The 25,643-nt window shown below is 62.7% G+C and carries 23 protein-coding genes; 14 read left to right on the forward strand and 9 right to left on the reverse strand.

What is annotated here, in order from left to right:
- Positions 1 to 126 precede the first annotated feature (126 nt).
- The 4 genes from NO364_RS07280 to NO364_RS07295 form a co-directional block, all read right to left on the reverse strand.
- Positions 127 to 1,008: a transposase gene (locus NO364_RS07280; RefSeq protein ID WP_257628936.1), complete on the reverse strand. Its 882-nt coding sequence runs from the start codon at positions 1,006 to 1,008 to the stop codon at positions 127 to 129.
- Positions 1,009 to 1,020: 12 nt separating this feature from the next.
- On the reverse strand, positions 1,021 to 1,410 hold the full coding sequence (locus NO364_RS07285; protein ID WP_257628937.1) for a hypothetical protein: 390 nt from the start codon (positions 1,408 to 1,410) through the stop codon (positions 1,021 to 1,023).
- Positions 1,407 to 1,796: a hypothetical protein gene (locus NO364_RS07290; protein WP_257628938.1), complete on the reverse strand. Its 390-nt coding sequence runs from the start codon at positions 1,794 to 1,796 to the stop codon at positions 1,407 to 1,409. Before NO364_RS07290 ends, NO364_RS07285 begins: the two co-directional genes overlap by 4 nt.
- Before the next feature lie 1,206 nt (positions 1,797 to 3,002).
- Complete coding sequence (locus NO364_RS07295) at positions 3,003 to 3,773, reverse strand: IclR family transcriptional regulator (RefSeq protein WP_157688078.1); 771 nt, start codon at positions 3,771 to 3,773, stop codon at positions 3,003 to 3,005.
- A 584-nt stretch (positions 3,774 to 4,357) separates the two neighbouring features.
- Between NO364_RS07295 and NO364_RS07300 the strand changes: the two genes are divergently transcribed.
- From NO364_RS07300 to NO364_RS07330, 7 genes are all read left to right on the forward strand, one after another.
- The gene (locus NO364_RS07300) at positions 4,358 to 5,707 is read left to right on the forward strand and encodes an NAD(P)H-dependent oxidoreductase (RefSeq protein ID WP_257628939.1); all 1,350 of its coding nucleotides are present in this window, start codon (positions 4,358 to 4,360) and stop codon (positions 5,705 to 5,707) included.
- Between the two features lie 229 nt (positions 5,708 to 5,936).
- Entirely contained in the window at positions 5,937 to 7,460 is a 1,524-nt protein-coding gene (locus NO364_RS07305) for an ABC transporter substrate-binding protein (protein ID WP_257628940.1), read from the forward strand.
- Positions 7,461 to 7,539: 79 nt separating this feature from the next.
- The gene (locus tag NO364_RS07310; RefSeq protein ID WP_157688075.1) at positions 7,540 to 8,496 is read left to right on the forward strand and encodes a carbohydrate ABC transporter permease; all 957 of its coding nucleotides are present in this window, start codon (positions 7,540 to 7,542) and stop codon (positions 8,494 to 8,496) included.
- A complete protein-coding gene (locus NO364_RS07315) occupies positions 8,493 to 9,392 on the forward strand; it encodes a carbohydrate ABC transporter permease (protein WP_157688074.1) in 900 nt (299 codons plus the stop codon). The genes NO364_RS07310 and NO364_RS07315 overlap by 4 nt, the downstream gene beginning before the upstream one ends.
- Position 9,393: 1 nt before the next feature.
- A complete protein-coding gene (locus NO364_RS07320) occupies positions 9,394 to 10,563 on the forward strand; it encodes an ABC transporter ATP-binding protein (protein ID WP_157688073.1) in 1,170 nt (389 codons plus the stop codon).
- A 210-nt stretch (positions 10,564 to 10,773) separates the two neighbouring features.
- Positions 10,774 to 11,205, forward strand: a complete 432-nt coding sequence (locus NO364_RS07325; RefSeq protein ID WP_257628941.1) for a hypothetical protein — start codon at positions 10,774 to 10,776, stop codon at positions 11,203 to 11,205.
- A gap of 69 nt (positions 11,206 to 11,274) precedes the next feature.
- Positions 11,275 to 11,475: a hypothetical protein gene (locus NO364_RS07330; protein WP_257628942.1), complete on the forward strand. Its 201-nt coding sequence runs from the start codon at positions 11,275 to 11,277 to the stop codon at positions 11,473 to 11,475.
- Positions 11,476 to 11,529: 54 nt separating this feature from the next.
- On the opposite strand, the gene NO364_RS07335 is transcribed toward NO364_RS07330, so the two are convergent.
- On the reverse strand, positions 11,530 to 13,170 hold the full coding sequence (locus NO364_RS07335; protein WP_257628943.1) for a TCP-1/cpn60 chaperonin family protein: 1,641 nt from the start codon (positions 13,168 to 13,170) through the stop codon (positions 11,530 to 11,532).
- A 196-nt stretch (positions 13,171 to 13,366) separates the two neighbouring features.
- Between NO364_RS07335 and NO364_RS07340 the strand changes: the two genes are divergently transcribed.
- From NO364_RS07340 to NO364_RS07355, 4 genes are all read left to right on the forward strand, one after another.
- A complete protein-coding gene (locus tag NO364_RS07340; RefSeq protein WP_257628944.1) occupies positions 13,367 to 13,789 on the forward strand; it encodes a VOC family protein in 423 nt (140 codons plus the stop codon).
- A 101-nt stretch (positions 13,790 to 13,890) separates the two neighbouring features.
- Positions 13,891 to 14,835, forward strand: coding sequence for a 3-hydroxyacyl-CoA dehydrogenase family protein (locus NO364_RS07345; protein ID WP_257628945.1), 945 nt, complete (start codon positions 13,891 to 13,893; stop codon positions 14,833 to 14,835).
- 192 nt (positions 14,836 to 15,027) lie between these two features.
- Entirely contained in the window at positions 15,028 to 15,789 is a 762-nt protein-coding gene (locus NO364_RS07350) for a DUF7260 family protein (RefSeq protein WP_257628946.1), read from the forward strand.
- 411 nt (positions 15,790 to 16,200) lie between these two features.
- Entirely contained in the window at positions 16,201 to 17,373 is a 1,173-nt protein-coding gene (locus NO364_RS07355) for an MFS transporter (RefSeq protein ID WP_157688066.1), read from the forward strand.
- Between the two features lie 87 nt (positions 17,374 to 17,460).
- On the opposite strand, the gene NO364_RS07360 is transcribed toward NO364_RS07355, so the two are convergent.
- Positions 17,461 to 18,243: an SDR family oxidoreductase gene (locus tag NO364_RS07360; RefSeq protein WP_257628947.1), complete on the reverse strand. Its 783-nt coding sequence runs from the start codon at positions 18,241 to 18,243 to the stop codon at positions 17,461 to 17,463.
- 102 nt (positions 18,244 to 18,345) lie between these two features.
- On the opposite strand from NO364_RS07360, the gene NO364_RS07365 reads away from it, so the two are divergent.
- A complete protein-coding gene (locus NO364_RS07365) occupies positions 18,346 to 19,425 on the forward strand; it encodes a zinc-dependent alcohol dehydrogenase (protein WP_257628948.1) in 1,080 nt (359 codons plus the stop codon).
- Positions 19,426 to 19,533: 108 nt separating this feature from the next.
- Here NO364_RS07365 and NO364_RS07370 read toward each other — a convergent pair whose 3' ends face one another.
- Both NO364_RS07370 and NO364_RS07375 read right to left on the reverse strand, forming a co-directional pair.
- A complete protein-coding gene (locus NO364_RS07370) occupies positions 19,534 to 20,916 on the reverse strand; it encodes a four-carbon acid sugar kinase family protein (RefSeq protein WP_257628949.1) in 1,383 nt (460 codons plus the stop codon).
- Positions 20,909 to 22,183: a ribulose-bisphosphate carboxylase large subunit family protein gene (locus NO364_RS07375; RefSeq protein WP_157691050.1), complete on the reverse strand. Its 1,275-nt coding sequence runs from the start codon at positions 22,181 to 22,183 to the stop codon at positions 20,909 to 20,911. The genes NO364_RS07370 and NO364_RS07375 overlap by 8 nt, the downstream gene beginning before the upstream one ends.
- A 150-nt stretch (positions 22,184 to 22,333) precedes the next feature.
- Between NO364_RS07375 and NO364_RS07380 the strand changes: the two genes are divergently transcribed.
- Complete coding sequence (locus tag NO364_RS07380) at positions 22,334 to 22,594, forward strand: DUF7968 family protein (RefSeq protein ID WP_157688063.1); 261 nt, start codon at positions 22,334 to 22,336, stop codon at positions 22,592 to 22,594.
- 95 nt (positions 22,595 to 22,689) lie between these two features.
- Here NO364_RS07380 and NO364_RS07385 read toward each other — a convergent pair whose 3' ends face one another.
- Entirely contained in the window at positions 22,690 to 23,556 is an 867-nt protein-coding gene (locus NO364_RS07385; protein ID WP_157688062.1) for a fumarylacetoacetate hydrolase family protein, read from the reverse strand.
- A gap of 90 nt (positions 23,557 to 23,646) precedes the next feature.
- Here NO364_RS07385 and xacF point away from each other — a divergent pair, with 90 nt between their 5' ends.
- The gene (gene xacF, locus NO364_RS07390; protein ID WP_257628950.1) at positions 23,647 to 25,089 is read left to right on the forward strand and encodes a 2,5-dioxovalerate dehydrogenase; all 1,443 of its coding nucleotides are present in this window, start codon (positions 23,647 to 23,649) and stop codon (positions 25,087 to 25,089) included.
- Positions 25,090 to 25,643: the final 554 nt, after the last annotated feature.

A 25,643-nucleotide genomic window follows, 5' to 3' on the forward strand; every position in this document is an offset into this window, starting at 1 on the left:
ATCCGGCGAATACTTTTGTCCCGTGGCGCCCTCGTCCGAAGGAGCCATGGGATTTTTCAACGAACTCGGGCGAAAAGTCGAGGAGTTCACAGTACTGAACAATTTATTCACATTGGTTGAGAGTTATCAAATTGTTTTATTGTTGCCGGTCTTTCCCGTTTTAAAGTCGGCCTCGCGAATAGCGTGGAGCGCCTCAAGGCCGGTAATACGGAAGTCAGCAGGCTTGCCAAGCTGGTAAGGGAGTTCGTGTTTGAGAGCGACCCAGAAATTGAAGAACAGTTGTGCAGCGTCAAAATAGAGTGCTCGAACCTCTCGCCGGGAAGATCGACACTGTCCCTGGAAGGTATGTTTGAGCTGGCGGATCGAAGTCTCGATTTTCCAGCGGTTGCGGAACTGGTATGCCAGTCCGCGAAGGTCGCGGTCGTCGACATCCAGATCGGTTATCCAAGCGGTGTGGGTATCGGCGTTCCCGACTCCATATGATACCTCACCACTACACTCGTTACTGGTCTGATCCTCAGCCGATTCTGGCGTTTCGAACCCATGATCCTCAAGACGACTTTGATTGTCTGAAAGGTCCTTCTGTGAACTGCTCTGAGTGCCAACGTAGCGCGTGAGCTCTGTCGCAGGCGTACTTATTCGTTCATCTCTCCCAACTTCTTCCTCGTGAATGCGGTGTACAAAGACGTTGACCTGTTGATACTCATAGTCGAAGTCGCTAAACTCAACCCCCTTCTTATAGTCGAATTCCTCAGAGAGCGGCGTTTCCTTAGCGAGTTCTTTCGCTGCCCCCTTGTTCGGAGCCTGAATAAGCCAGTTGAGCCCGTGCTCACGGCACGTCTTGACGATATCACCTTGGTACATCTGGCGATCGAGGTAGATCCGTCCGAGGTCAAAGTCAAGTGTTGAGCGAACCTCGCGAAGCATCCGATCCAATGCCTCTGCCTTCTCGCTGCGCTCTTTGATTGGCGTCGCTCCGAGGATGTAGTTTCGTCCAGGAGTGACCACCGAGAGGACGGCCTAATGCCAGAATTCGTTCGTATTGTCTTTCGGCAGCGTCCCAGTGACCCAGTCGTGATCGTCCCCATACCATGAGGCGAGGGTCACATCGTAGGCCAACTGAACCGGTTCTGGCGGGGCAAGAATCAGTCGTTCCATCAGTTCGCAGGTAGCATTGATGAACATCGCTTCGATTTCTTCAACCTCGTAGCTGGGGGTCTCATCACCGGAGGGAGAGATATATTCGTGGAGTGTAGAGTCAGAGGGGACATCGTGATCCGAGAGCCATCCGAATATCTCAGACCCGTTCTTCGCAGCGGACTTTTCCAGAGCGATGTGAGCTAAAAGACGGTAGATCTCTTCAACAGAGTACTTGAAATTCGGCGCGTGCTTGTCACGGTGTAACTTCAAATGGGGGTAGCTAGAGCCATATACTCGGCAACAATCGTGCTCGCTCGATCCATCTTCGTCTCCATGTCCACTTCCCACTCTTTCCCCGTGATCTCGTAGTAGGAGCGAGGTTTCGACGGATATGGAGGGAGTATATCAAAGGATCCACGTGGAAGGATACCGTGGAGACCAGCGTTGTAACTGTATTCTGCAGCCTCTTCGAGAAACGCCTCATCAGCTTCGAGTGCTCTGATCCCGCTTGCAAGTGTCGAGTGATCGGTTCCATCGTCTGCTGAGAATCCGACTTTGCGGGCGATCACACCGCCAGCGTCTAAGAGGTCCTCGAGTTCTCGATACCCACCGCCAAGGTAGTCCAGCAATTCCTTGAGCAGGGCTGCACGGTACAACCGTTGTGACCGATTGTCCAGACTATCCCAGTCCTCTATCTCATCACACTCTGGGACAATTCGGAATTCGAAATGCCAGAGTGAGTACAACACAGACTCGATTTCTGGTTTATAGTCTCGGTGTTCGAAGTCAAGTTCAACGTTTTCCTCCTCCTCAGACCACCGATGTGGATTGTAAGGCGATTGTGGAGAGTACTTCCCAAGTGACGAAAGGTCGCTTCCTGAGGGGAGGGAATCATCTTGATCTCGTTTGCGGCCTATCAGCAGGAATATGTCATCCGTAGATGTTAGTCGGGTTGGGCCTGGAATGTTATGCCTTCACACGATATCTACAATTCTACTGATTGTTCTCCACCAAGGCAGCTAAACTGTTCAGTACTGTTCATCCACCGTGACCGTCCCGACTGGGAGCCGAACCGTCAGTAAGTGACTGCACGACTCTCGATCGGCGCGGCGGAGTACCAACTGGGAGGATCGCTGTCGTTCATCGTTCGTATTTAACAAACGCTTTCATACTCCGTATAGAGGACGGTAGTTCCGCGAATAACCGTACTTTGCTCCATAGACCGTCGTCATCGACGACATGGCTGTTTGGACTTCGAAAACGCAGTGCGCGCCGCGTTCGATTCGAATCATCCCTTCGAATAACGAACGAATGCTTGGTATTCGATGTCGGCCACCGCAGCCAGACTGATAGCTTGTGGTTCGTTCGTCCGAAATCCGTCAGTGACGACTTTTGATCCCGTTCGCCGTTATCGAATATGTGGACCCTGGAACTGTGCGGTGAGCGTTCCGTGGTGGGAGAGACGACAGACCACTAGTGGAGCCGTTCAGTCGAGAGCAACCACGGATCCCACGCGGAGAACGATCACTGGTGTCCGGATCGGGTGACGTGTCCACACTACGAGAGTGCGGGCACGATCAAGATACGAGACGTTTCTCCAACGACAAAATAACAAACATAATATTGTTATTTGATCTGCTACATAGCCCGTCTCCGGAGCGACTGGACCGTTGTTGGACACCGATCGGTCGCGGATTCGGATGTGGAACGATCCACATGCGGCAGATCACTGTTTGCGCCACCGAACTCTACAGTAGCCGTTCCGTCGATATCGGACCGTAGCGAGTTGTGGGTTCGGCGGTGGATATCCGTAATCTCGAGGGCCGCGTGCCCGAGGGCGTTCGTTTTTGCACACCACGCAGTCAGGCGAATTTGATCTGCAATTCGAATTCGTTGACGATCTTAAGCATCTGTTCGGGGAGTTCGTCATTCATCGGTTCTCCCTGGAGGTGTTGCATTGGGGCACCGGTCGCGAGCGCTCCGACGACCGTCCCGTCCTGTCTCGTGACTGGTGCCGCGATCCCTCCGTACCCGGGGACGTGCTCCTCCCTGTTGTAAGCGTACCCCCGCTCGCGCACGCGATCGAGCGCGGCGGCCAGTTCGTCCCTGTCGGTGATGGTGTTCTCCGTGATCGCGGGCATTCCCCAGCGGTCAATAATCTCGTCGACCCGTTCCTGGTCGAGATGGGCGAGGATCGACTTCCCGGCGGCATTGGCGTGTAGATAGATACGTTTGCCCGGCCGCGTGTCGATGACGCTGTCCCGTCTTTGCGGGTACTGGTAGACGTGGTAGCCTCGACCGTTCTCCTCGACGATGAACCACATCGGCTCGCCGGTCTTTTCGTACGCTTTTTCGACGATCGCCGCGGAGATGCGGTTGGCCTTCTTCCTGCGTCGGGCGTAACTGGCCACGTGGAGGAACTCGAGGCCGACGTAGTACTGTTTGCCCTCCTTGACGACGTACCCGTCCGTGGTGAGCGTGTTCAGGTGCTGGTGAACGGTACTGTTCGCCAGCCCGAGTTCGTCGGCGATCTCGTGGAGGCGACTCCCGTCGGCTTCGTAGAGATGCTCTACGATTTCGAGAGTCGTGGCCGTCGCCTTCACCCCGCGGGCCGCGATGTCATCCGTTGTCATGGGTGCGTATGCCTAACATAGCTACATATACTTAATTCGTCGTGCACGAGCGTTCGTTCGGCGATGTCGAACTATTGGGCCCCTCGACCCGGCAGATCCGGCGCGGTTCAGCCTATTCCGGGATTGACGAAAATGATAGATGACCGCCGAAGTAGTCAAACGTCTACGCGCCGGTCGGAGTTCGCTGAAATTCGAACCGATAGCTACGTTAACATTCCTCGTTTGTTATCCGGTAGCAAGTTCAGCGAAGCGAACGCTATCTTCGCCAATAAAACACGATAGTTCGACATGACCGAAGAAACGACACGGGTGGTCGCGACAACTCCGCGAAACGTTCCACGGTCGAGGCCGAATTTGAGCATCGACCACCCCCCTGCTGCCGACAGGCGATTCGGTTTCAGCTAATATTCGCCGACAAAAAGGAGGGTACGTAACGGTTCCACGCGGCGGGGACGGGGAGGACCTCCACATCGACTATCCGTGGAACACCTGTCGAGCCACGGCGCGACGAGACCGCATCCCCAGTCTTCGGACCCACACATTTATGTAAAATAAAATTCAAGCACGCCACTGACGCTAGACAAATGCTAAATATCCCATCAAAGTTAGCTGCACGCGAGGAACCAGTACAGGTCGGCGTCATCGGTTCCGGGCTGTTCGGAACGAACCTGATCGACCAGATCGAACCGGTCACTGGACTCGAGACCGCGGTCGTAGCCGATATCGATACCGACAAGGCGGTCCGAACGCTCCGAGAGACCGGCGTTCCGTCGGACGAGATCACCGTCGCGGAGAGTGCTACGGAAGCCGAGGCGGTACGGGCAGAGGGGGGCCGTGCCGTAGTCGAGGCCGGGATGGACCTGATCGAGACGGGTGTGGACGTCGTAGTCGAGGCGACAGGGATCCCCAACATCGGGGCGAAATATGCGTACGAAGCGATCACGGAGAAAAAGCACGTCGTCATGGTGAACGTCGAGGCCGACACGGTCGTCGGTCCGATCCTCTCGTCGTACGCCGACCAGAACGACGTGACGTACACGATGGCCTACGGCGACCAGCCGGCCTGCATCGTCGAGTTGTGTGACTGGGCGCGCACGGTCGGGATGGAGATCGTCGCCGTCGGGAAGGGTAATCCCTATCGGGACGAATACCGATTCGGGACGCCCGACGACGTGTTCGACCGGATCGGGTTCGAGGACGAGTTCGTCGAGGGCCACAACCTCAACCCCCGGATGTTCAACTCGTTTTTCGACGGCACCAAGGTCTCCGTCGAGATGTGCGCCGTCGCGAACGCGGTCGGACTGGAACCGGACGTTCCCGGGATGCATATTCCGACTGCAGAGATTCCCGAGATTCCGGAGAAGCTCCGGCCGGAAGCGGAGGGAGGGCTGCTCCAGAACACCGGTGTCGTCGACACGATCAGCACGGTGTACGAGGACGGCTCCACGGTCGAGCAAGACATCAGTGCGGGAGTGTTCGCCGTGACATCGACCCCGACGGAACGCGTCCAGGAGTACTTGGCCCAGTACAGTGGCGCGGGATGGCACACCGCGAGCGACGGGAAGTACCAAGTGTTCTACCGGCCTCACCACCTCCCTGGTCTGGAGACGGGCGTCAGCGTCGCCAACGCCGCGCTGAACAACGAACCGACCGGCGCCACACGGAGCCAGCACACGGAGGTCGTCGGAGTGACCAAGCAGGCTCTCAGCTCCGGAACGGAACTCGACGGCGGCGGCGGGTACACCGTCTACGGTCGGATCGAAACGGCAGAGAGGGCCGAGGCGAACGGTCACGTCCCCTTCGAACTGCTTGACGGTGCGGTCGTCGAAACCTCCCTCGACAGGAACCAGGTCGTCACGTACGACGACGTGAGCCTCGAGGAGGATACGTTCATCTACAACCTCCGACAGCTCCAAGACGAGACCGGATTATGACCGCGTCACGGACGGTCGCCCACGGGCCTGTCGTGCCGCCCTGCGTGCTCCCGCTGGAACCCCGCTGATCTGGCTGCTCCGGCCGCCGGAGCTGACCGTCGACACACGGTTCGACGCTGAAGAGCATAAAAATATACACAATTTTTAATATACATGAATATATACAGTTTCGTCAGGGTTCGAGAAAGCGACCCTGAGCGAACGGCCCGGTGACCACAACCAGACAAACATGACAGAGAACAACTCACACGAAGAGCGGAGTCCAGCGGACGAACCGGACGAGCCAGAACGGCGGAGTTTCCTGAAAGGAGTCGCGGCGGCAACCGTCTCGGGGTCGACACTCATGGCCGGTTGCAGCGGCGGCGGCGGTGACGGTGGTGGCGACAGCGGTGACGGTGGCGGTGGTGGGAGCGATGGCGGAGACGGAGGAGCCGAGTCGACGCCGACGCAAAGCGAGAACACGGTCACCGAAGGATCGGTCCACTACCTGTCGCTAGAACAGAGCCCGACGTTCAAGGAATACTGGCAGAAGACGGCCGAGATGTTCGAGGAGGAGACCGGCACGTCGGTCAGCGTCACGTACGCGTTCGACGTCGGGTACAACAAGCGCATAGCGGAGCTGATTCAGGCCGGCGACCCGCCGGACGTAATAAACCTGGAGGACTTCAACGTCGCTCAGTACGTCCTCGACGACCTGCTCGCGCCAGTCACCGATATCACCAACCAGTTCCAAGAGCAGTTCCCGTTCCCGGACCAGTTCCGACTCACGAGCGGCGGCGAGGACATCTGGCACCCTTCGTTCGTCTCGTCGGGACTCTACTGGTACCGCGGCGACCTGATGCAACAGGAAGGATTCGAGGGAAGCGGACCGGAAATCGAGATTTCCGACGGTGAGACCGTCAGACCGCCCGCCAGTTACGACGAGTACCTGGAGTTCCTCGAAGCGACTGACCAAGTCGAGGACTCGTACGGGAACGAACTCCGTGGCGGGTACGTCCCGGCCGCCGAGACCCTTGGGTCACAGAGCAACATCTACTGTGACGTTCTGGAGCGTGGCGTCGAACTCACCGAGCGATCCGGCGACAACATCAGTCTCAACCTCGAACCTCGCTCGAACCTCGAGTCGTACCTGGACGACCTCGAGGACGCGTATCAGTACGCGCCCTCGACCGGCAACTGGAGTTGGACGGAGATGATCAACGGGTTCGCCAACGCGGACGTCGCCTCGGCCTTCTACCTGGGTGCGCGCCACAAGACCCAGTCGGTCACGCGTGAAGGCGAGTACGGTCTGGACGTCGTCCCCGGCGAGGTCCCGCCCGTCCAAGATGAGGAGGAGCGCGGGTTCACGTTCCCCTCCGGATGGGGGGTCATGAAGGGCGGCGAGAAAACCGAACTGGGCAAGGAGTACGTGTCGATGATGATGACGGACGAGGACTTACACGTCGAGTTCCTCCAGAAGTCGCCGGTCCACAACGCCCCACTGCCCGAGTCGATGCGACAGACCGACCACCCGCTGTGGGACGTCGATATCGTCAACGATGGGTATACCGACGACCAGTTGCAGGTGTATCTCGACCAGATTCCAACCGGCAAGCCTATCGCGAGCGAGACGGACCCGACGAACTTCATCGCCGGGAACGTGTACATGACCTTCGGGCTGGGGAACATGGCCTTCCAGTACCTGGAGAACGGCGCCTCGAAGAGCGACGCCATCCAGTCGGGGATCAGCGTCATGCAGGAAGGACTGGACTAACGCCAACAGGCGGTACATTTATGATAGATCCGTATTTTCGATGAATTATGTTCGGCAAGATACACGAGGTGAGGCCCGTATGAGCACTGTCAGAGACGCTCTCTGGAGTGGAGTCGACCAGACCCGTGAACGGTCGGAGAGCGTCCTCTCGCGTCTGTTCGAAGGCGATCGAATGCTGGTGGTCCTGACCGTCGGTCCCGCGGTGGCGCTGATGACCATCTCGGCCGCTATCCCGGTCGTCTGGGCGCTGTACCTGAGCATGCACGAGGCGGGGGCGCTCGACCCGAACTGGACGTGGATCGGCTTCGGGAACTATCTGAGCCTCTTCGGCAGCAGCATGTACTGGGAGGCCTTCCGTGCGAGTTTCGTGTTCGGGTTCGGCTCCGTCGGACTCCAGCTCGTCGTCGGCTTGGTGACGGCACTGCTCCTGACCCGGAAGTTCAGGGGCGTCATCCTGACCCGCGCACTGGTCTTTCTCCCCTACCTCATCCCGACGGTCGTCGTCGGGATGATATTCAGGCTGATGATGAACGAACAGTTCGGGATCATCAACATCGTTGCGACGGACGTCGGGATCATAGACGAAGGGATCGCCTTCCTCGGTGAACCCTCGCTCGCTATGCCGTCGTTGATAGTGCTCAACAGCTGGAAGTTCTCCATCTTCATCACGATGATGGTACTCGCTCGGCTGCAGTCGATTCCGGACAGTTTCTACGAAGCCGCGACGATGAACGGGGCCGGACCCCTCCGAAAGTTCAGGGACATCACCTATCCCCAGATCAGGGGCGTGTTGTTGCTCGTCGTCCTGCTCCGGGGCGTGTGGATGTTCAACAAGTTCGACATCATCTGGATCGTGACCGGGGGTGGGCCGGGGCGGACGACTGAGACCCTCCCGGTCCGGATCTACCGGGTCGCGTTCATCAACTTCGACCTCGGGATGGCAGGGGCAATCTCCGGCACGCTGTTCGCGTTCCTGGGGCTTGCCGCCATCGTGTATTTCGCCGGGTTCAAACCCGCCGAGGAGGTCCAGCGATGACGCTGCTCGACCGCCTGGCGACCCGGGCCTCGGGACTGCTGGGCCCGGACCGGATAGGCTACCAGGAGAAGAAACGCCTCCAGCGCGTGTCGCTGTACGTCGTGGTCGGCGTCACCATCTTTGCGTTTTTCTTCCCAATCTATTGGATGCTGGTCGCCAGTCTGCAGTCGAACGACCTCATCATCAAGAGCCCGCTGTACTGGCCCTGGGAGATCCTGTCGGCCGCCACCGTCGAGTCGTGGGTGCGGGTGTTCACCGATCGAAACTTCTCGCGGTGGTATCTCAACAGCCTGCTCGTCGCGGGCATCTCGATCGTGGTGACCGTCGCCACTGCCACGCTGGCGGGATACGGTCTGACTCGCGTCAAGTTCCGCGGACGGAAGATGTTCGCGCGGCTCATCCTGTTCAGTTACATGTTCCCGCCGATCCTGCTGGCATTCCCGCAGTTCCAGATCTGGCAGGATATCGGCCTGCTGAACACCTACTGGGGGATCGCCATCGCACACATCGCGCTGGCGCTTCCCTTCTCCATCTGGGCCATGTGGAAGTTCTTCCAGACCGTCCCAATCGCCTACGAGGAGGCCGTCTGGATGAACGGGGGGACGCGGTTCCACTCGTTCAAAGACGTCGCGTTGCCGATGGCCTGGCCCGGGATGGTCGCGGTCGCGATCTTCACCTTCGCGGTCAGCTGGAACGACTTCACGATGGCCACGATACTCCTGCCCGAGCCCCGGATGCAGACGCTCCCGCCGGCCATCCAGACGTTCCAAGAGCAGAACTTCGTGTTCTGGGGCCAGATGATGGCCGCATCAGTTTTAATATCTATCCCGCCGTTCGTGCTCGTGTACAAACTTCAAGAAAGCATTCTGGAAGGATTCAAAACAGGAGGACTCTGATATGGCAACCACACCGCGAGACCACATCTCGCTCCGAAATCTCCGCAAAGAGTTCGACGTAATGTCCGGCGTCGAGGTCGCCGTCGACGACATCGACCTCGACATCGAAGAAGGGGAGTTCGTCACGCTTGTCGGCCCCAGCGGTTGCGGGAAGACGACGACGCTCCGGTGTATCGCCGGACTGGAGACGGCGACCAGCGGCACCGTCAGTATCGAAGGGTCCGACGCGACGAACACGGCCCCCCAGGGTCGGGATCTGGCGATGGTGTTCCAGCGGGTCGCTCTCTACCCACACATGACCGTCAGGGAGAACATCGCGTACCCGCTCAAACTCGAAGGGATCGGGGCGTCCGAGCGGTACGAACAGGTGAGAGAGGCGGCCGAACTCGTCCAAGTGGCGGACATGCTCGACAAGTACCCCGGCGACATCTCCGGTGGTCAGCAACAGCGCGTCTCGATCGCCCGCGCGATCGTCCGAGACCCGGTCGCGTTCCTGATGGACGAGCCGATGAGCGACCTCGACGAGAAACTCAAACGGGAGATGCGCAAGGAACTCGGCCGCCTCCACAAGGAGCTCGGTGAGACGATTATCTACGTGACACACGATCAGCGGGAGGCGATGACGATGTCGGACAAGATCGCGGTGATGAACGACGGGCACATCGAGCAGGTCGGCGCGCCCGAGGAGGTGTACCGCAACCCCAACAACCTGTTCGTCGCCGGGTTCATTGGCTCGCCCGAGATCAACACACTCGATGGCTCGCTCGAGACGATCGACGACGATCGGGCCGTCGTGCGGACCGATGACGGGACACGGATCGAGTTCGAGGTCGAGGATTACGATCCGGAACGGGCGTCGGAGGACCTCGTTATCGGCTGTCGACCCCAGCACGTGACCATCGGCGAATCGAGCGAGGGGATCCCGGCGGACGTGTACCTGGTCGAACCGTTCGGCGACGACATCCACCTCTACATGAACGGGCCACAGGGAGAGATCCGGAGCGTCATGCCTGCCATGGAGGCGCCGTCCGAAGGCGACGAGATCAGCGTCCAGTTCCCGGAGTCGGCTCTCTACCTGTTCAACGCCGAGACCGGGGACCGGTTCGCGCGGGGCCGGCGGGAGAGTTCGGGTCTCTCGTGTATCGAACCGGCGTCCACTCCGATGGACTAACTCCGACCAGCCCGCCGGCCCGCGTCGAGGCGCGGCCGGCACCTCCGGTATTTATGTTCCAGCGGACCGATCAGATCCGACATGCACCGGAGCACGAGGCGGCAGGGATCGACCCATCGGAACGGATGCAGCACCCCCACCGTTCCGAGCCGGCGGGCCGCGACAGGAAACATCGATACGAACCGGCGAGCCCGGCAGTCGTAGCCAACCATGGATCCACCCACCCGACCCGAGGCATCCTGGTGGCTGGGGATCGCCGCCCCGAGTGTTGCCTTCGTTGCGTTCGTCGGGTCGACGGCTCTCGCGTTCGCGTTCGGACTCGAACCGGTCGTGTTTGTACTGCTCGTGCCACTGCTCCTGTTCGTGGGTGTCGTCTCGCTGTACTGCTTCTACCGGGACACTCGACTGGTCGCGCTCGCGGACACCGAGTGGAAGCCAGCCGTCTGGAAGTACATCGGCGCCGGCGCGGTCACCGCGTTCGCTCTCGTTCTGGCCCCAGCGATAGCCACCGGAACGCTCACGCTCGGCCTGCTCCCCGTGCTCGTTGCGGTCGCCGTCGCCCTCTCGGGAGTTTTTTTCGGACCGGTTTACTTGTGGCGCCGCTACAACCGGTTCGAAACGCTGACCGTCCAGCGGGAGTGACTCGCTCCGGGAAGGGCCGGATCGTACTCACCCCGGCGTTTTATTATTGAGTGCCGACAAACCACGGGTATGCCTCCCAACATCCAAGAGGTGGACATCACGACCGTTGTCGCCGGCATCCTGTCGATTGCGTTCGCCTATGCGTCCGTCGTCGGGAACGCCCGGGCGTGGGTGTCCGGGTCGTTCGTCCTCTTCGGTATCGTCCTGATCCTGTGGGGCGTCCAGCGAGGGTACAGGTCCCGCCCGACGGCCAGCGAGGCACGGACGTAGCCACGGACCGACACCGACCGATTCCCGGCTGAACACATCCCGGGTCGTCCCGAGTCACCCGAGTCCGAGTCCGCCCTTGCTTCCCGACGAGAGGTCGGGCCGGTCCCCGGGGTCGGCGTCCGCTGCCTCCTTGGCTCCCAGGGTATCCATGACATCACCGCCAGTCATCGGGAGTATCCCGTCGATCCGGAGAAGTGTCGTCACGATGTCGGTGGCCCGGCGGATCGCTCGCCGTTTCGAGCGGACCGGTTCGATCACCCCCATCTCGTAAGCGCGCATCGTGCCCCCGGTCTCGACGTCGACCCCCGCGTCGACTGCGCCGTCGTCGTGGTGCGCTCGCAGCGTCGCGAGGACATCGATCGGGTCGTACCCTGCGTTCGCGGCCAGCGTGGCGACGGGGGCCGTCAGCGCGTCGGCGTAGGCTCGGACCGCCATCGATCCCACGCCGCCCTCGGCCTCCGCCTCGACCCGCCTAGCTGCCTCGAGCTCGGCGGCCCCCCCTCCGGGGACAACTCGGGGGTCGGTGTACGTCGCGGCGACCGCGGCGACGCCCTGGGCGATGGTTCGTCGGGCTTCCGCGGTGACACGGGTCGTCCCGCCGTTGACGATGACAGTGGCGATCTCGGTGGAGTCACAGTCGCCGAACACGACGGCCGGGCGCGTCCCGGAACCGATCTCGGAGACGGTGACCTGCCCCGCCCCCCCGAGAGCGGTCCCGGGAATCGCCGTGGAGACCGTCGTCTCCCCCCCGACCGCTCGCTGGATCCGATCGAGTTGCTCGTTCCGGAGCTCGTGGACCGCGAGCACGCCCGCCCTATTCAGGTGGTCGGTGGCGTATTCGTGGAGGTGTCCCGTGCTCACCACGACGTCGGCACCCAGATCGATGACCTGCTGGGCACGGTCGACGACCGTCTCGCGGTCGTACTCGAGGAACGCCTCGTAGTCGTCCGGGTCGTCGACGGTGAGTAGTCGTTCGTCGTCGCCCCTGTCGCGTACCGGCACCACTCCCTCCTCCAGAAGCAGCACCGATGCGTCGCGGACCGTGTCCGGGGCGGCCTCCCCGACGACCTCGCTGCGGACGACCGCGCCGCGGACGGTGCGGGAGCTGTCGATCCCGAGTCTGATATCTTCCTCGAAAGCCAGCGCTTCGGTCGAAACGTCTTCGGGCCGGAGCACGTCCACGACGTCGAGGACCACGCGCCGGAGGTGTTCCCTGTCGAGTTCCGTGAACCGCCCAGCCGTCGCCGTTTTGGCTATCGCGTATCGCTCCTCGCGTTCCGGCGAGACGTCCACCGACACCTCTTCGAGCGCGGCCGCTGCACGGTCCCTTGCCCGGACGTACCCGTCGGCGACCGTCACGGGAGAGACCCCCCGGTCGATAAGTTCCGTCGCCTCGTCGAGGAGTTCCACCGCCAGCAGCACGCTGAACGTCGATCCGTCGCCACCCTCCCCGGACGGCGTGCACGCCTCCAGCACCATCCGGGCGACAGGGTCGGTGACCTCCACCATCTCGAGGATCCTGCTCCCGCTATTTGTCGCCGACATGTCGCCGACGGCGTCGACGAGTAACTTGTCCATCCCGTAGGGCCCGTACGTCGACTCAACGATGTGTCCGAGGTGTTGACCCGCGGCGAGTATTTCCTCGCGACCATCCGTCTCGACGGGTGACTCGCCCTGGTCGGCAGATAGCTCCATCGTCAGGGGTAATTATGCTGATAGATATAAATAATTTCGTCCGCCACCGCGGGGTGTCGGGTGAAGCGCGGTGCCGACACGGCACCGTCACGGACTCCCTCTCGCCTCCCGCGACTCGGATTCCCAGGGCGAGCACCGCCAGGTCCGGAACCACAAACATCAAGCCGGTACCGACGAACACACCCCGTAACGGACGATGATCGGGGAGTTACACCACTACGGTGTTACTGTATCGGATATGGAGGAATCGCTCGACTTCTACCGGGACTCGCTCGGGTTGGCGGTGAGCGAGCGCCTCTCATTCGCGAGCGAGGAGTTCAGTACGTTCGTCGGCGTCGAGGGTGTCGACGTGGACATCGCGTTCCTCGACGCGGGCGGGGGGGCGGTCGAGTTGCTGGAGTACGCGGCCCCGCCAGGTGGCGACGCCAACGAGGGCGTCGAAAACAACGACGTCGGTGCGGCTCACGTCTGTCTTGAGGTCCCCGACATCGAGGCGGTACACGACGACCTGAACGGGACCGTCGAGTTCCTCAGCCCGCCACAGCGGCTCTCGAACGGAGCGAAGGTCGCCTACGTGTTCGACCCGGACGGCAACGTCGTGGAACTCCTCGAAGCGTAGTTGGGTCGCCTGCCCGTGCCACTGCGACGCACCCGACGAGCGGTGACATCCGGGGTTGGGGAAAAAATAATAACGCGTCTGGTCGAACGCTTTTCCGACGGATGACAGCACAACACACAGTCGCGGTTATCGGTGCCGGTGACATGGGCCACGGGTTCGCGACGTTGTTCGCGGTGAAAGGGCAGACGGTGACGCTAATCGACCACCGAGAGTCGAACCTGGACGACGCGACCGAACGGATCCACGAGGTGGTCTCCTTTCTCCGGGCCGAGGGCGAGACCGACCGCGACCCCGACGCCGTGGTGGAGGGAATCGAGTTCACGACGGACGTGGCGACCGGGGTCGCTGACGCCGACCTGGTCCTAGAGTCGGTTCCGGAGGACCTGTCGATCAAACAGGACACCTACCGGGAGGTCGCCGAACACGCCCCCGACACTGCGGTCCTGGCCTCGAACACGTCGGGCATCCCGATAACGGACATCGCGGACGCGATCCCTGAACACGCCGGGCGTGTCGTGGGGTGTCACTGGTGGTACCCGCCGTACCTGCTCCCGTCGGTGGAGGTCGTCCGGGGCGAGGAGACGACCGACGAGACGGTCGATCGTGTCAAGGACTTCCTCGACGCCGTCGACAGGAAACCCGTCATGGTCGAACGCGACGTCCCGGGATTCGTCTGGAACCGCATCCAGATGGCCATCTTCCGCGAGAGCCTCCACCTCGTCGAGGAGGGTGTCACCTCCTTCGAGGACATCGACCGCGCCATCCGAGACGGCTACGCACTCCGGACCGCAGCGATCGGTCCCTTCGAGACCATCGACATCGCGGGGCTCGACCTCGTCCGGACGGTGCTGGATAACCTGAGCCCGCACCTCGCCGACGACGACGAGGCGAGTCACCTGTTCGATGAGTACCTCGACGAAGGACGGGGCGGTATCCACGACGGCGCCGGGTTCTACGACTACGACCGTAGCCCCGAGGAGGTCACCCACGACCGCGATGAAACCGTCATGGCGCTGCGACGCGCCCGCGAGCAACTGGAGGACTGATACTGTTCATTGGAAGTCAGTACCGGTGGTTCGCCGGACTGTCCTGGCGAACCACCGGTGAACAGTTACAATAATCCGTATGACATCCGGTCGCCGTCGATCCTGGTGGCCGGACGTTCGGTCGAGGAGGTCCGCCTGTCGGCGTGAACCCATGGGTAACACCTATGTCTCATGAGAACGTATCACACGGTGATGGCTCCGACACGGGAGCTACCCGGGCCGGTTAGCGCAATGCTCCGGGAGCACGTCTTGGAACCGCTCTCCAGGACCGGAGGGATCATCGAGGCGGAACGCGAAGAAGTCGAGGCCGAGCGGCGGGCGTTCGTCCGGTTTCGCGACCGCGTTGCCGACGTCGAGACCGTCACACCGTCGCGCTGCTCAACGGGATCGACGCTCGTGGCCGCGCCGGAACAACGGTCCACGAAGTCACTCGACCGCGTACGCGTGGCCTTCCGCGAGACGGTCATGAGTGTCGACCACTACAGCGAGGTGTACGGCGAGGCCCTCGAGGAGTTCGCCGCGGCGGAGCTCTCCCCGGAGGTAGCCGTGGGGCTCGGGCCCGGGACGAGCCAGTCGTTCACCGACCTGTACAAGGCGACGCTCATGAATGCGGTCGATAGCGCGGCCGACCGACGCGAGACGATTCGTGACCATCTCGATGGGGAACGGGACGCGGTCGCGACCCACCGGGCGACGCTGATCGAAATGCTCGATTCGCTTGACTGGCCGCCAAGGGCTCGACGCCAGAGTGATATCGAGGACCGACTTGAGGAAGTCACTCGGGCGCGTCAGACGGAGCTCCACCGGGGGTTCCCACTGTCCGGTGCCGACGGGCACGACCTCTGTCAGTACCTCTATCAGGACCCCGAGTGGACCTACCCGGTGCTCACCGGTGTCACGCGGTTCTACGCCACCCTGGAGGCGCCATCGCCGGATGGACGGTCGACCCGGTGAGTGGGCTCCTCGGCGGTGTTGGTCGCCGCGATATCGCCGGTCTCGCTCAGCGCCCGGAGGTGGGAATCGACGACCGTTATCCCCGCCCGGAGGTCGCCGCCGCCGACGTACTCGGCCGTTCACGATTGGAGAGAGCACGACGTCGGAGTCGCCGGTCGCGCCGCTGACGAGGCCGATCACGATGTCGGGGTGTGTCGAGTTGCCCGCGACGAACCCGTACCCCTCGCGTTTCGCGTCCCCGTAGCCGTCGGCGAGTTCCGCTACTCCAAAATATGGTACGATGCCCTGTTCGGCACGACTGGTAGAAGGGGTGTCGCGCAGCGGCACGCGGACCTGAGACTCCCGGCTGGCGGGGTCACTCGCTACGAGACGGAGGCCTTTTTTCACCTTCCGGCTGTTGGTCGATATCGGATGCGTTGGCGTTACTCGGAGACGGTGCTGACGCTTTGTACGGCAGCCTTTTTTATCACGATGACCGGGAGACTAGCACTAAGTCCGATCATCCCGGATATCTCGGCGGACCTGGGTATCTCGAACGCCGCGATCGGTGGGGCGCTGACGGCCATGTGGGTTACCTACGCGCTCGTCCAGTTTCCCAGTGGTGTGCTTGCCGACCGGTTCGGCGAACCCGTCGTCATCCTCGTGTCGGTCGTCGGGACTGGGGCCACCGTGCTCCTGATTGGGGCTGCGCCGGTGTTTGGCGTTTTCGTCCTCGGGACGGTGTTCCTCGGGGCGGCTGCGGGCCTCCACTACAGCGTCGCGACGGGACTCATCACCCGGACCTACGACGACATCGGCACGGCGATCGGGCTGCACAACGCCGGCGGACCGGCCGCGGGGCTCGTGACCCCGCTGGCCATCACGTGGGTCGCTGGGGCCCACGGGTGGCGGGGGGCCCTCGGTCTGTTCGCGGGTCCCGCCGCGCTCGTCGGCGGGCTGTTCTGGTGGCGAGTCCGCTCGGTCCAACCGCGACGTCCCGACCAGCCGATGCGCGAGCGGTTTGCCCTCGGTCCGATCGTTTCGCTACTGTCCCGACCCACGGTCGCGTTCACCGCGATCATCGCCGCCATCTCGGATTTCACGTGGCAGGCGCTGGCATCGTTTCTCCCGACGTTTTTCGTCCAGTACCACGGCTACTCCCGAACGACGGCGAGTACGCTGTTCGCCCTGTACTTCGTCGCCCACGGGATACTACAGGTCGGTGTCGGCAGCGTCGCGGATTACTTCGGTCGCGATATCGGGACGGCACTGTGTATGGTCACCGGTATCGCCGGTCTGACAACGCTCGTGTTCGGCACGGGAATCGAACTCGTCGTCGCCGGTCTCCTGTCGCTCGGGATGGGAATGGGATGGTCGGCAGCCGTCTTCCCGCGATTCATGGATCACCTCTCCCAGTCGGAACAGAGCTCCGGGTTCGGGGTGATTCGGACGGCCTACATGCTCGTCGCGGCGTGGGGCTCGGTCGTCGTGGGCACCCTCGCCGACCTCTTCGGCTGGGCGGTGTCGTTCGGGGCGCTAGTCGCTCTGCTCGGTGTCGCTCTCGGACTACTTGTCGGGAACCGGGCCCTCGGGCTGGGGTACTGAGTGTCCACCCACGCCCCCCGTGGGCCGCCGGGAACGGACGTCGGGCCGTGCCGTTGGTGCGATAGGTCCCGGTCTGGACCTCAGCGTTCACTTCGTCGCCGTGACTCCGCCATCGACGGTCAGCGAGTGCCCGGTCACGTACGATGCCATGTCACTCGCCAGATACACCGCGGCGTTCGCGACATCCTCGGGTCGCCCGGCCCGGTTCAACGGGATGTTCCGGTCGACGTACTCCTCGCCCGACTCCGTTCCCACCATACCGAGGTCCGTGGCCGCCATCTCCGTCTCGGTCAAATCCGGTAGAACGGCGTTGACGCGGATGTTGGGGGCCAGTGCGTCGGCCAACGCCATCGTCATCGTCGTCACACCGCCTTTCGCCGCGCAGTACGCAACCCCGTCACCGCGCCCGCGGACTCCGGAGGTGCTCGATATATTGATTATCGACCCGGAACGGTCGCCCCTGACCATCGACGTCGCGGCCGCCTGCGACCCGAAAAAGACCCCTTTGAGGTTGACGTCGGTCAGGTGGTCGTATTCCGCCTCGGTCGTCTCGAGAAACGGTCTGCTCTCGGTTATCCCTGCGTTGTTCACCATGACGGTGACCCCGCCGAAATCCTCGGCGGCGCCGACGGCGTCGGAGAGGTCGTCGACGTCGGTCACGTCACAGCGGACTGACAGCGCGTCGGAGTCAGTCTCCTCGCGGATCCGGCGATGGGTGGGCTGTCCCCCGCCACGTGGCGTGTCGGTGATGTCGGCGACGACCACGTCTGCGCCACGCCGGGCGAACTCGAGGGCGACTGCTCTGCCGTTTCCGCTCGCTCCACCGGTGACTATCGCGACCTCGTCGCTCAGAAGGCGCTCCTCCGTCATGGGATAGACAACCGGGTGTGGGCAAGTATAAGTGATGGTGGCGACGGCCAGCGACTCCGGCGCACGCTGGATTTAATTTCCGAGCGTCGATATGACTATCGTATGGCGCCATCGGACGCGACCACGTCGATGGTACTGGCCGGCGAGGGACGCCTGGAACCACGGGAGTTCCCGATACCTGATGTCGGTGACGGTGCCCTCCTCAGGGTCGAAGCGACGTCCGTCTGTGGAACGGACGTCGGCCTGTACCGCGGAGAAAGCCACTTCGAATCGCTACCGCTCGTACTCGGACACGAGGTCGCGGGTCGGATCGTCGACGGAGCCGGGGAGACGTTGGACCGCTGGGGCGTCGAGATCGGTGAGCGGGTGATGCCAGAACCATACATTCCGTGTTACGAGTGTCAGCACTGTCAGACAGGAAACTACCATATGTGTGACCGGGACCGGTGTTATGGGGTGTCGATATCCGCTGACGAACCGCCACACCTCTGGGGCGGCTACGGCGAGTACATGTACCTTCATCCGAACACCCGAGTCCACACCCTCCCCGATGGCGTATCGTCGAGGGCGGGATGTCTCGGGTCGGTCGTCGGGAACGGCGTCCGGTGGGCGCTCACGAAAGGTCGGCTCTCACCCGGCGACAGCGTGGCGATCGTCGGCCCCGGTGCCCAGGGGTTGGCGACAACCGTTGTTGCGGACGAGGCGGGGGCCGACCCGGTCATCCTGCTGGGACTCCCGTCGGACGACGACCGCCTCGAACTGGGAGCAGAGCTGGGTGCCACGAACACGCTGTACAGCGACGCGGAAGACACCCCGGAGCGCACGAGGGACCTGACTGGGGGTGGTCCCGACCTGGTGGTCGTGACCGCCCCAGCGGCGCCGGCCCTGTCGCTCGCCATCGACATCGTCCGACCACGGGGTCGTGTCGTTCTCCCCGGCCTCATCGGCGACGAGGTCCCTATCGATACCGACCGCCTCGTCGTGGACGAGATCACGCTCCTCGGCGGCCGCGGACAGGCGCTGAACGTCGAGCGAGCGATGGCGATCCTGAAACGACGCTCCGACGACATCGAATCCATCAACACGCACTCGTACCCGGTCGCGAGAGCCGAGACCGCGATCCGCGAACAGATCCCCGGGGAGGAGTTCGACCCGGATGTCGTCCACGCGGTGCTTGAGTGAGGCCCGACTCCTCGAGCCGCCGAGGACGACGTGATGGCGCGCCGCGCTCGCCCTCCCCGGCGTATTCCGTCCTGCATCCATCGGGAACAGCCGGGTGACGACCGTAGATCAATCGAGGGGGACACCACCGGATTTGACGACGCCGAAGTAGTCGTCCCCTCCGGTCTGACCGCCCTTGAACGCGATCTCCAGCCCGTCCGCGAAGGACCTGTCGGCGACCGCGCGACAGATCGGGGCCCCCGGAGCCGCGACCGCGATCGCTTCGAGCGCCGTGATATCGAGCGCCGAGATGACCGCGCCGCTCGTGTCACCGCCCGCCACACAGGCACGTTCCAGACCGACTTTCCGGAGGATCTCCCTGACGATGAGCCCCTGCTGGTGACCGAGACGGTCGCCGAGGGCGCCCGGGGGGCCGAGTTCTTCGAACCGACGACGGGTTCGCTCGATCGCCGGGTCGTCCGGCCCCTTCGCCGTATAGAGGACGACGTCGGTCCCCGATTCCAGGACTGAGACCGTATCGTGGACGACAGCCCGCCGTTCGGCGTCCCGTTCGGCCGGGTCGATCAGCCGGGGCGTATCGAGCCGTATCGTCTCGAATCCCTCCGCCGCTGCGCGCTCCACCTGGGACGCGGTGGTCGGTGCTACGCTCCCCGACACGACGAGGATCGGATCAGCTGGGGGTCGATGTTTCAAACATTCGTCGTCCGTGTCAATCTCGCCGGTTCTCTCCCAGTGTGCCGGCAGCGCGTGGTGTTCCAGGCCGGAGGAGCCCACACAGAATAGGACGCCCTGTCGTTCGGTTGCCGCCGACCAGAGTACGCTGCCGATCGTTTCCAAGTGGCCCGTATCGAGGGCGTCGAAGACGACTATCTCGTCCCCCTGGCTGACGGTTCGCTCGAGCGACGAGGCGACATCCTCGTGGCTATCGACGTACCGGATGTCGACGAGGCCGACGGGACGCGAGGTCTGTTCGCCGAGGTGGCGGCGGATGTCGCTCTCGTGCATCGGGGTCCGCGGGTGCGCACGCATCGTCGGATGTCGGTCGAGGCGGTAGGGCTTCCCGCCCTGTTCAGCGAAGAGGTTCCCGAAGACGACGTACCGGCCATGTGGCGAAGTCGTCCCCTGTGAGACGGGCACGAACGGGGAGTCGTACACCGACTGACCGATATCGATCGCCTTCCCGATGCTTCCCACCTCCGGCGAGGAGTCGAACGTAGAACAGACCTTGTAATGGACCAGCGGGGGGTCGAGGTCGCCCAGCGCTTGGAACACCGACGGAAGTTCGTCTTCCATCTCGGCCGGTGACATCGCTCGACTCGTTCCGGCGACTCCGACGGCTCTCACGTCGTCGAACCGCTCCAGATCAGCCGGCGACGGCGGGGTAACGAACAGGACGCTCGGAATGCCGTTCCGCGCCAATCCCTCCAACGCGTCCGTCGATCCGGTGATATCGTCCCCGTAGAACGCCAGGAGCAGGTCCGGCTCAGCCATCGGACCCTCCGTAGTGGTCGAGGGCGACGCGGAGTTCCTCGTGGTCCGCCGCGTATTCTTCGAGCGAGACGCCCGCTATCGCGGCGTCCCATCCCTGTCTGAGATGAGCGACGCCGGCCGCCGGGCCGTCGGGGTGACCCAGTATGCCACCCCCGGCGAGATGCAACAGGTCGGTGTTTCCGAGCGCCCGATACGTCTCCGGTGCTTGGCCGGCCCACTGACCCGAAGAGAACACCGGCATCGCGATATCGTCCTCGCTAGCGATCGGGGACTGCACTGCCCGTGCGTTTTCGACGACTGACTCGTCGGATTCGGCGAACTTGTTCCGGATGCCGTTGACGTGGATGTGATCGGCCCCGGCGAGTCTGAAGAACTTGTGATAGGCACGATAGTCGAATCCGAGTTGCGGGCACCGAGAGAGGGCACCCCAGCCGTTCCGGTGGGCGTGGATCGGTAGGTCGACCTCCCGTCGTAGTTTCGTCAACCCCGAGAGACCGACGCTGTTCATGCTCACCATGAGACAGTTTCCGCCCGCTTCGGCTACGGTATCGGCCCGTTCCAGCATCTCATCCACGTCGCCGGTGATATTGCAGGCGTACATCACCTCCTTCCCGGTCGTCGCCTCGTGCTCGTCGATGGCAGCCATAACCGCCGTGACCCTGTCGGCGACTCGCGAGTACGGCGGGTCGCTGATCAACTCGTCGTCTTTGACGAAATCGATACCCGCATCGACGAGTTCCCGAACCAAGTCACCCGTTTCCTCGGGAGACAGCCCGACACTGGGTTTCACGATCGTCCCGATGAGCGGCCGATCCCAGACGTCGACGACACGCCGCGTGCCCTCGACCCCAAACTGTGGACCGGGGTACGCCGCCGCCAGGGGAGCAGGAACGTCGAGGTCGACCAACCGGATCCCCGAAAAATGGCGCAGTTCGAAAAGGTTCCCGCCGACGGCTGTCAGAAGGTTCTGGATGGAATGCCCGACGTTTTCGAGCGGGATAGAGACCGCTACTTCCGCTCGCGTGTACGTCCCCTTCTCGCCGCGGGGACTCGGCGTCACCGCGCCTGGGAGCGTCGCCCGGTCCGACTCCCCGAGTACGGTGACGTCCTCGACGGCCGCCGCGTGTCGCCTTCGGAGGGCTTCGGTTTCCAGCGGTACGTCCGTGAACGTCCCCGTCGACTGTTCACTAACCATCGCTTCCGTCGCCTCGTCGAGAGAAACCGGAGTCTCGATTCTGTATCTCGCTACGATCCGGTCGGTCGGCACATATACAGTGATCTTATGCGTTCATAAATAATTAACCTCACGATGCGTGGGGAAGAACGCCACCCCGTCGCGTCAACGGGGGCGCGAGTCGTGATCACCCAGCGGGACCCCGGAGGAGGTGTTTTGTCAGTCGCCCCCGTCGGTGGCAGTATGACCGATGCCGACGGGATCCGGATCCGCTATTCGCCCGGGAGTGACGACGTCGGGGACGCGCTCCGTGCCGAGTCGTTCGAGCAGTTCCTTCGACGTTCGAAGGAGGGGCGCGTCGCAGTCGGCGACGAGTGGGAGGTCAATGTCAACGACGGGTGCGGCCGGACCAAAGACGTCACACTCCACGTGGAGGCGGTCAACGGCGGTACCACTCTCGGGAACGGAACGAGATTCGAGTTCCGGGCCGACGCCGAGGAGTGACGTGGAGCGGGCCGGGAACGAGGACGCACGGCGGCAGGTTCGGTGTGTCCCGTCCGCCGTGCGCGTCCGAATCAGCTCCGCTGTCCGGCGGCCAGTCAGACTCTCGTGACCGTGTTCGAGAGGCGCCCGATTCCCTCGATGTCGATGTCGATCCGGTCACCGGGCTCGAGAGTGAAGCCTTCCTCCGGTACCAGCGACGTCCCCGTCAACAACACTGCGGTCTCTGGGACGGTATTGTGCCTGGTGAGGAAGGAGACGAGTTCCTCGCAGGAGCGGACCATCTCGCTGGTGGCGGTTTCGCCCTCGTAACGCTGCTCGCCGTCCCGCTCGATCGTCATCCGCATCGCGAGGTCGTGGGGATCGTCCACGGACTCGGCGCTGACGACGCAGGGACCGAGCGAACAGGACCTGTCGTAGACCTTCGCTTGAGGGAGGTAGAGCGGGTTCGCGCCCTCTATCGACCGGCTGCTCACGTCGTTTCCGATGGTGTAGCCGGTGATGTCGCCATGGTGGAGGACGATCCCGAGTTCGGGTTCGGGGACGTTCCACTCCGAGTCCTCACGGACCCCGACCGCCTCACCGGGGCCGACGACGCGGTCCCGCGTCGCCTTGAAGAACAGCTCCGGTCGGTCAGCATCGTAGACGTCTAGGTACATCTCCGGCATCCCGCTCTCCGCCTCGCGGGCCTTTTCGCTTATTTCGTACGTGACGCCAGCGGCCCACACCTCGTCGACGGCCACCGGAACGGCCGCGTTCGTCTCGTCCGGGATGTCGACCGGCTCCGCCTCGTCGACGAGGCGAGCGGCGACCTCGTCGACGGTTTCGGTGGCGATATCGGCGACGTGTGCGAGGTCGTCGAAGGAGGTCACACGCTCGCGGGCCGCAGTCAGGTCGTACGCTTCGTCCCCGTCACGAGCGATGAGCCGCGGCTCGCCGCCCTCGCTGACACAGTAGTACTGCATACATCGGCGTGGACACCGGAGGGTCTTGTTGGTTCCGGTGGAATCAGTACATCAAAAGCTTCTCTTATACGGATCGTCTTGGTCGGTTCGATGAGCGAACAATATCGAAATTACATCGACGGCGAGTGGACCGAATCGGAGACGGGCGAGACGTTCGAGAGCCGGAATCCGGCAGACCGCAACGACTTGGTGGGGGTGTTCCAACAGTCCGGCGAAACGGACGCCGAGCGCGCGGTGGAAGCTGCGGCAGCGGCAACCGAGACGTGGGCGGACACCCCCGCTCCGGAGCGCGGCGCAGTCCTGCGGGAGGTGGCGGGGAAGCTCGACGCTCGGAAGGACGAACTGACCGAAACGCTCGTTCGTGAGGAGGGGAAGGCACGCCCCGAAGCGGCCGGGGAGGTCCAGCGCGCTATCGACATCTTCGCGTACTACGGTGCGAAGGCCAGCGACCTGGGTGGCGACGTCAAATCGTCCAGCAGCCGGGATACGACGCTCTACACGGTCGACGAACCGATCGGTGTTGCCGGGCTCATCACGCCGTGGAACTACCCCATCGCCATCCCGGCGTGGAAGATCGCCCCGGCGCTCGCGACCGGGACCACGGTCGTGTTCAAACCGGCGTCGCTCACCCCGAACATCGCCCGGAAACTCGTCGAGTGCTTGGACGAGGCCGGTCTCGCGGACGGTGCCCTCAACCTCGTGACCGGTCCCGGGAGCACGGTCGGGAAGACGCTCTCGACTCATGACGCCGTCGACGCCGTCTCCTTCACCGGGAGCGCGGCCGTCGGCGAAACCGTCGGTGACCAGGCCAAAGAGACCAACAAGCGCGTGCAACTGGAGATGGGGGGGAAGAACCCCGTCGTCGTGATGGACAGCGCCGACGTCGACGACGCGGTGGATATCGCCGCTGGAGGGGCGTTCGGCGTCACGGGACAAGCGTGTACGGCCACCTCCCGCGCCATCGTCCACGAGGACTGCTACGACGAGTTCGTGGCGGGGGTCGTCGAAGCGGCCGAGTCGATCACGATCGGCCCGGGGCTGGACGGGGCCGACATGGGTCCACAGGCCAGCCAAAGCGAACTCGAAAGCACGCTTGAATACGTCGATGTCGGGATCGACGAGGGCGCGACCCTGGAGACGGGCGGCGAGGAGGTCGACGCCGGGGACGGCTTCTTCGTCGAGCCGACGGTCTTCTCGGGCGTCGAGCAGGACATGCGAATCGCACAGGAGGAGATCTTCGGCCCGGTGCTTTCGGTCATTCCGGTGAGTAGCTACGGCGAGGCGGTATCCGTCGCGAACGGCGTCCCGTACGGCCTCTCGGCCAGTATCGTGACCCAGGACCTCTCGGAGGCGCACAGTTTCGTCGAGGACTCCGAATCCGGCGTGGTGAAAATCAACGAGAAGACGACCGGACTCGAACTCCACGTCCCGTTCGGTGGAATGAAAGACTCCTCCAGCGAGACGTACCGGGAGCAGGGCGACGCCGGACTCGACTTCTACACCATCTCCAAGACGGTGTATCTGAACTACTGATCCAACTGTTCGCAGTATAACAGCGTCGTTCGTGTGTCGTGGTGGCGTTGCGATGCGGAACGAGGCGGTCAAAAGGTCGAGCGGTTCACGCTCTCGTTCGACCGCCTCAGCGACGATAGCAGCTGTTCGAATAAGGGTTTCTGGAGCGGGGGTCGACACCCGGGCCAGCGATGACGTTCGGTGTCCGTCCCCAACTTGCCAAACTACCACTTTCGAAAACAATATCTATTTTTTATAATTTGGGTATGGAGCACTGTCGATTCCGACGTCAATCGTCCCACCAGCTCCGCCGGTTTCCGACGAGAACGGAGGCATTGGCCGAGATGTTCCGCTTCGAACCCCGCGAGAACCGTCTCGTCGGCGACGCGAGCTATCTCGTCGATCGGGAATCCCGGTTTCAGGCGGCCTGCCACCGCTTCGGACGCCGATTCGAGTACGGACGCGACGAAGATTGGAGCGCGTCCGAACGTGTTCCTCATAGTCTAAAATATCAAACTTGCTAGTTTCTAAATACTTTCAACGACGCCAAACCGAGCACCGACGAAAACTGGTTC

This window comes from Haloplanus salinarum, assembly GCF_024498175.1.
Lineage (GTDB): Archaea > Halobacteriota > Halobacteria > Halobacteriales > Haloferacaceae > Haloplanus > Haloplanus salinarum.

Excerpts from the sequence above, each read along its gene's own strand:
- NO364_RS07340 (WP_257628944.1), top strand. The coding sequence starts at position 13,367 with ATGATCGGGGAGTTACACCACTACGGTGTTACTGTATCGGATATGGAG.
- NO364_RS07310 (WP_157688075.1), top strand. The coding sequence starts at position 7,540 with ATGAGCACTGTCAGAGACGCTCTCTGGAGTGGAGTCGACCAGACCCGT.
- NO364_RS07300 (WP_257628939.1), top strand. The coding sequence starts at position 4,358 with ATGCTAAATATCCCATCAAAGTTAGCTGCACGCGAGGAACCAGTACAG.
- NO364_RS07360 (WP_257628947.1), bottom strand. The coding sequence starts at position 18,243 with ATGACGGAGGAGCGCCTTCTGAGCGACGAGGTCGCGATAGTCACCGGT.
- NO364_RS07365 (WP_257628948.1), top strand. The coding sequence starts at position 18,346 with ATGGCGCCATCGGACGCGACCACGTCGATGGTACTGGCCGGCGAGGGA.
- NO364_RS07380 (WP_157688063.1), top strand. The coding sequence starts at position 22,334 with ATGACCGATGCCGACGGGATCCGGATCCGCTATTCGCCCGGGAGTGAC.
- xacF (WP_257628950.1), top strand. The coding sequence starts at position 23,647 with ATGAGCGAACAATATCGAAATTACATCGACGGCGAGTGGACCGAATCG.
- NO364_RS07385 (WP_157688062.1), bottom strand. The coding sequence starts at position 23,556 with ATGCAGTACTACTGTGTCAGCGAGGGCGGCGAGCCGCGGCTCATCGCT.
- NO364_RS07305 (WP_257628940.1), top strand. The coding sequence starts at position 5,937 with ATGACAGAGAACAACTCACACGAAGAGCGGAGTCCAGCGGACGAACCG.
- NO364_RS07325 (WP_257628941.1), top strand. The coding sequence starts at position 10,774 with ATGGATCCACCCACCCGACCCGAGGCATCCTGGTGGCTGGGGATCGCC.
- NO364_RS07315 (WP_157688074.1), top strand. The coding sequence starts at position 8,493 with ATGACGCTGCTCGACCGCCTGGCGACCCGGGCCTCGGGACTGCTGGGC.
- NO364_RS07295 (WP_157688078.1), bottom strand. The coding sequence starts at position 3,773 with ATGACAACGGATGACATCGCGGCCCGCGGGGTGAAGGCGACGGCCACG.
- NO364_RS07330 (WP_257628942.1), top strand. The coding sequence starts at position 11,275 with ATGCCTCCCAACATCCAAGAGGTGGACATCACGACCGTTGTCGCCGGC.
- NO364_RS07335 (WP_257628943.1), bottom strand. The coding sequence starts at position 13,170 with ATGGAGCTATCTGCCGACCAGGGCGAGTCACCCGTCGAGACGGATGGT.
- NO364_RS07370 (WP_257628949.1), bottom strand. The coding sequence starts at position 20,916 with ATGGCTGAGCCGGACCTGCTCCTGGCGTTCTACGGGGACGATATCACC.
- NO364_RS07345 (WP_257628945.1), top strand. The coding sequence starts at position 13,891 with ATGACAGCACAACACACAGTCGCGGTTATCGGTGCCGGTGACATGGGC.
- NO364_RS07350 (WP_257628946.1), top strand. The coding sequence starts at position 15,028 with ATGGCTCCGACACGGGAGCTACCCGGGCCGGTTAGCGCAATGCTCCGG.
- NO364_RS07320 (WP_157688073.1), top strand. The coding sequence starts at position 9,394 with ATGGCAACCACACCGCGAGACCACATCTCGCTCCGAAATCTCCGCAAA.
- NO364_RS07355 (WP_157688066.1), top strand. The coding sequence starts at position 16,201 with ATGCGTTGGCGTTACTCGGAGACGGTGCTGACGCTTTGTACGGCAGCC.